Origin of the sequence: Mycobacterium sp., assembly GCF_050701675.1 — a bacterium.
Classification (GTDB): Bacteria; Actinomycetota; Actinomycetes; order Mycobacteriales; family Mycobacteriaceae; genus Mycobacterium.
Map to the genome: position 1 here is coordinate 1 of NZ_JBOGDD010000581.1, position 4,313 is coordinate 4,313.

The following is a 4,313-nucleotide window of genomic DNA, read 5'->3' on the forward strand; positions in this document are numbered from 1 at the left end:
GCGCAAAGGTGCGAGAGGCGTGCCAAGCGGACGCGGTGGGGAGAACGACGCGCGCACCTTCTGCCGTCCCTCGCCAGAGCGGCCGGGCCAGTCAGCGGCGCTGCACTTAGGGAGAGGCCCAGGCGTCGGGGACCTACCGACACCTGGGCCCAAGGGTCACACTGAGGGTGACCGCTGTTCCTCGGTGAGGAGCGGCCGGGTGCGCATCTTGATGATGAACCCGCTGGTGACCCAGACCACAGCGGCGAGCATGAGCAAGAACAGGCCCGGACCAAGCAGGGTCAACGGCATCAAGACCACGACGATGAGCACCGCGTATACTCGGTGCACCGTCCGGTGGAAGGCGAGGTCCGTGGTGTCCCGGTACCGATAGAGCCAGGCCAAGGGCAGCATCGTGATGCCGAACGGCAGGAGGACGAACAACACTGCAATGGTCTGCCGGATGATTTCCATACTCAGTTGTATGCCCGCAGGCACTTCTGTCCGCAATAGAAAACCACGAGTGGAGGGTCGAAGTCGGGCGGACAGTAGCCGCCATACCCGTACACGGCATTGTAGACGACATTGTACGAGTACGGAATTCGCGGTGGGACCACGCTGAACACCTGGTTGGGGAGGGTGCCGCCCCATTCGGCGACCAGATCGATCTTCCCGGCCGGCTGCATGTCGTAGCCGATGTGGAGGAAGTGCGTGTCTCCTTGCGGGGCCTCGAAGAACTGATTTAGCACCGAGCTACCCGTACGGCTGAACCATTGCAGCTTCTCGCCGAAGTCTTGGTTCTCCTGCCGATTGCCTCGGGTGAAGCTTGGTGGGATGTTCGACGGGGAGCCGTGGGTGACTGCCTGCCAACCAAAGAGCGCATCGACCGTGGTTTTGTGATCTCCGCTGCCTGTAGTTAGTGAGTCACCCCAGTCAGTGTCTCGTGCGGTCATGTCGATTCTGGTCTTCGGCGATTTGAATGAGTCCGGCCACCACGACGGTTCCTCGATTCCAATGTAGCCGAACGGCCAGAGCGTGAGCGACTGGTTGTAATGGCTCATGCGGATCTGGGTGTACCGTTGGCAGAACGAGGATGAGGGGCTGGCGAGCAGGTCGGCCTCATGGGTCACGACAGTGTTTGAGCTGCCTTCGTCACCGACACCGATGTTCCCAGGCGTCTTGAACGATACATACAGGTTGCACTGCGGGTCTGTGTAAAACGACAGCGAATGCGGCCACCCGAATCCGCTGCTTGTCTCCGCCGCGAACAGAACGCTAGGGAAGTAACATCCATCTCCGTCCGGTGTCCCCGTCGTGACCAGTCCATCCTCGTAGATCAATTGCCCGCCGGACTGCGCGTTGCTAGTACCGGCCACCATATTTTCGGTCGTCAGCGTGCCGTTGTAGAACGCGGCCCAGACGTCGTCGGTGCCCCCAGGTCGATCCACAATCAGTACCTGTGCCAGCCCCGTTCGGGGCCCGAGTGTAAGGAGCGCGATTGCGCAGCCCGCCAATGCAGCTCGTCGTCGCAGACGAGTGAGGAGGAGCATGGCCAGCGGCACGAGCAACACAGTTGCGGATGAACCGTCGGCCGGGGCGATCGTGCACCCGCCTCCAACCTGCGGATTGACCAGTACGGTGAACGACGTGTGGGCGTAGCTCGTGTCGGTCAGGGCAGCGCCAGGATAGGCCAAGAAGTTGGTGATCACGGCAGCGACGGTGATTGATCGCTCCTCGCCAACCGGTGCTTCCCAGAGCCAGGTCTGAATCGCCTGATACTGGGCCGACGTCGGCGTGCTGACCAGGATGCAGGAATCGCCAGCGCACCGGTTTCGATCGATGGTGATGAATTCCGAGAAGAATGGATTTTTATCCATGACGTTGTTGGTCTTCTTGTGCATCCTCACCCGCAACGAGCTGCCCTGGTGCTCGACGAGCTTCACCCACACCACCGGCAAGTTTGGTTCGGTGCGAATACGCACTTCGATGTCTCCGTGCTTGCTCAACACTTTGACCGTATCGTCGGTCGTCGCAACTCCCGTGCAGAACTCATGGGTCTTCGCGTACCCTTTGCAGAAGTAGGCCTTGAGCGGGTTGACGAACGACACCGGTGGCGGCGTCTGCGCCGTGGCGATCGACGCCCACGCTACGCTGACGACAATGGCGGCGCCGCGGGAGATTTGGAGGTGTTTCATCGCAGTTGTCCTCCTCTTCAGGTTGGGTGGCGACGAGCGAAGACAGCGCGGGCGGGCGCTTCTCTCCGGCCACGCCATCGTTGATTCTGCGTCGGCGTGCCGTTCGATCCCCGATCGCCACTCCAGACATTGAACGTTCACACCACTCGCCGGGGGCACGATCCGACGCCGATTCGCACTCGGCGATACCTCCGCCGTTGGTCAGCGCGCAGGACCGCCGACGGTGTCACCGTCTCTCAGGGCGGGCGGGCAGCGCCCGCTCGCCGAGCGACCGTGTGGGGGGCCACGGGCGCTCGGGGTCGATTCGCCCGTCGCCGCATCCTAGCGCCGCGACGCGCTGGACAGGGCCCACACACCGGCGCAGCCCATCTGCGGTCACCCCTCGTGCAGTCGCGCGCCCGTGGCGCCGCCGCCAGGGCGAGGCTTGTCAAGCCGTGCGATCCGCGTCGACCGTTCAAGCTTAGGCTCCTACCTGTCGCCGGTGGCGACCGCATTCACTCTGGTAGTCATGCCGGAGAGGGACGGCCTTGCACCGCCCCTCTCCGCGGTAGCGATGGGCGGCCGGGGGGGGAGACCGCCGCCCATCGGGCGGGGACGAGAGGCCGCCGCGCGTGTCGCGGCAACTCGCATCCGGACATTGGTGGATGTGCACGGTTGGCGACCTCTTGTCCCGCCTGTAGTCGTACGCGTGAAAGGGGACGGCACATCGTGCTCAGCGGACAGCCGGCGGCGGTGCCAGATCAGCATCAATCACCCCCCACTACCCGGGAAAGGTGGACGCAACTGAACTCGTTGATCACCGGACGGCCCGTTTCCTCCGCAATGACACAGGAGTGGCCCGGCGAGCCGGCCGGCAACGGCACCCCACGTCCGAGCATGAAGGTCACCGAGTGCGCGCCGTAGAGTCCCGCCGGGAACCGAGGGATGGCGCGCGCGATATAGAAGTAGCCGTCCCTGGGCTCGAGGGCGCCAACCGCAACCAACTGGGCGAGGCCGAAGCCCTGCGGCAAAACCTCGTACGGCTCGGCCCGTGCGGTCGACACGACCAGCGACGGATCGATGTCGACGACACCGCCCGGGTTAAACCACAGACCCAGCTGGTAGACAGCGGGATCGAACCCGGGCGGGACAACCGCTGGCGGGCTACTCCCCTCCACTATCCCCGCGGGGAGCGAAAGAGTCCCGACGCTGTAGCTGCCGGCCACGATGTCGACGGGTCGGCCGAGCGCGTCTTCCACTGCATTCCGCACCCGGCGACCCTCGGGCGAGTCGTTGGAGTAGAAGTATTCCGACAGGTCGCTGTTTGTCCCTGTCAGATCGGCGACCCGTTCCGCTGCGATCCCGGTCACGCCGCGCGGGCCCGCACCCAGCAGAACGACGCGGCGAACGCGGGAGACGTCGCCCTCGAAGCGCCAGATCACCTCCGCATAGCTCGTCAGGAGCGCGTAGAGCGGGGTGGCGCCCGGCTCGATGACGACGCGCGCGGTCTCGGTGTCTTCGTCTTGACCGGCAATGGTGCTCGAAGAGATGGCATCGCCTTCGTAGACGCCGAAGAGAATAACCTGGTCGTCCGGCGCGACGGCCGGCAGCGTGCGTTGCGGGGCGATCGCGGTCCAGCACCGCGCAAGCGCCGCGTCCACCGCGAGGCAATCGCCCGCGCAGGTGCCGCCTCGTTCGAAGGCCTGGCACAGTGCGGCGCGCTGGCCGGTGCTGTGGCCGCCGGGTGCGTGGTGGCGGACCGACGCAGCCACGGCGCGCAACTTCCGAGCCGCGCAACCCCCATCGTCGGAAACGTGCGCGAGCACCGCCGCCGTGCAGCGATTGATCGTGTCGAGGGCAACGAGTGCGTCGTCGACGCATTCCGCGGGGCCCCGCATCATCCTCGCCCTGATCGAGGCAGCCCGGGAGAGACAGGCGGGATCGACGGACCCCCGCCGCTTCTCCCGAGCGAGGCACCGCAGCGTGCGCTCGAGGCTTCGGGTGCTCAGGCGCTGCAGGTGCGCAGCGCACGGCGCGGCGGCAGCAGCCGCTGCGTCCGCGCGCACGGCGGTCGGGGGCACCAGCAGCAGGCACCCGAGTCCGACCCAGATCAGCGATCGGTGGCGCGTTCGTCGCGACATGGTCAACATCGTCCTGTCC

Annotated in this window: 3 protein-coding genes; all 3 read right to left on the minus strand. The window is 65.5% G+C overall.

Annotated features, from left to right (window positions below; all coding sequences use genetic code 11):
* Positions 1–156: 156 nt before the first annotated feature.
* Entirely contained in the window at positions 157–453 is a 297-nt protein-coding gene (locus ACRDUX_RS17720) for a hypothetical protein (RefSeq protein WP_526415326.1), read from the minus strand.
* Positions 454–455: 2 nt separating this feature from the next.
* Positions 456–2,174, minus strand: a complete 1,719-nt coding sequence (locus tag ACRDUX_RS17725; protein WP_526415327.1) for a hypothetical protein — start codon at positions 2,172–2,174, stop codon at positions 456–458.
* Between the two features lie 746 nt (positions 2,175–2,920).
* A partial coding sequence (locus ACRDUX_RS17730; protein ID WP_526415328.1) for a hypothetical protein occupies positions 2,921–4,313 on the minus strand: 1,393 nt, incomplete at its 5' end.

Excerpts from the sequence above, each read along its gene's own strand:
- ACRDUX_RS17720 (WP_526415326.1), bottom strand. The coding sequence starts at position 453 with ATGGAAATCATCCGGCAGACCATTGCAGTGTTGTTCGTCCTCCTGCCG.
- ACRDUX_RS17725 (WP_526415327.1), bottom strand. The coding sequence starts at position 2,174 with ATGAAACACCTCCAAATCTCCCGCGGCGCCGCCATTGTCGTCAGCGTA.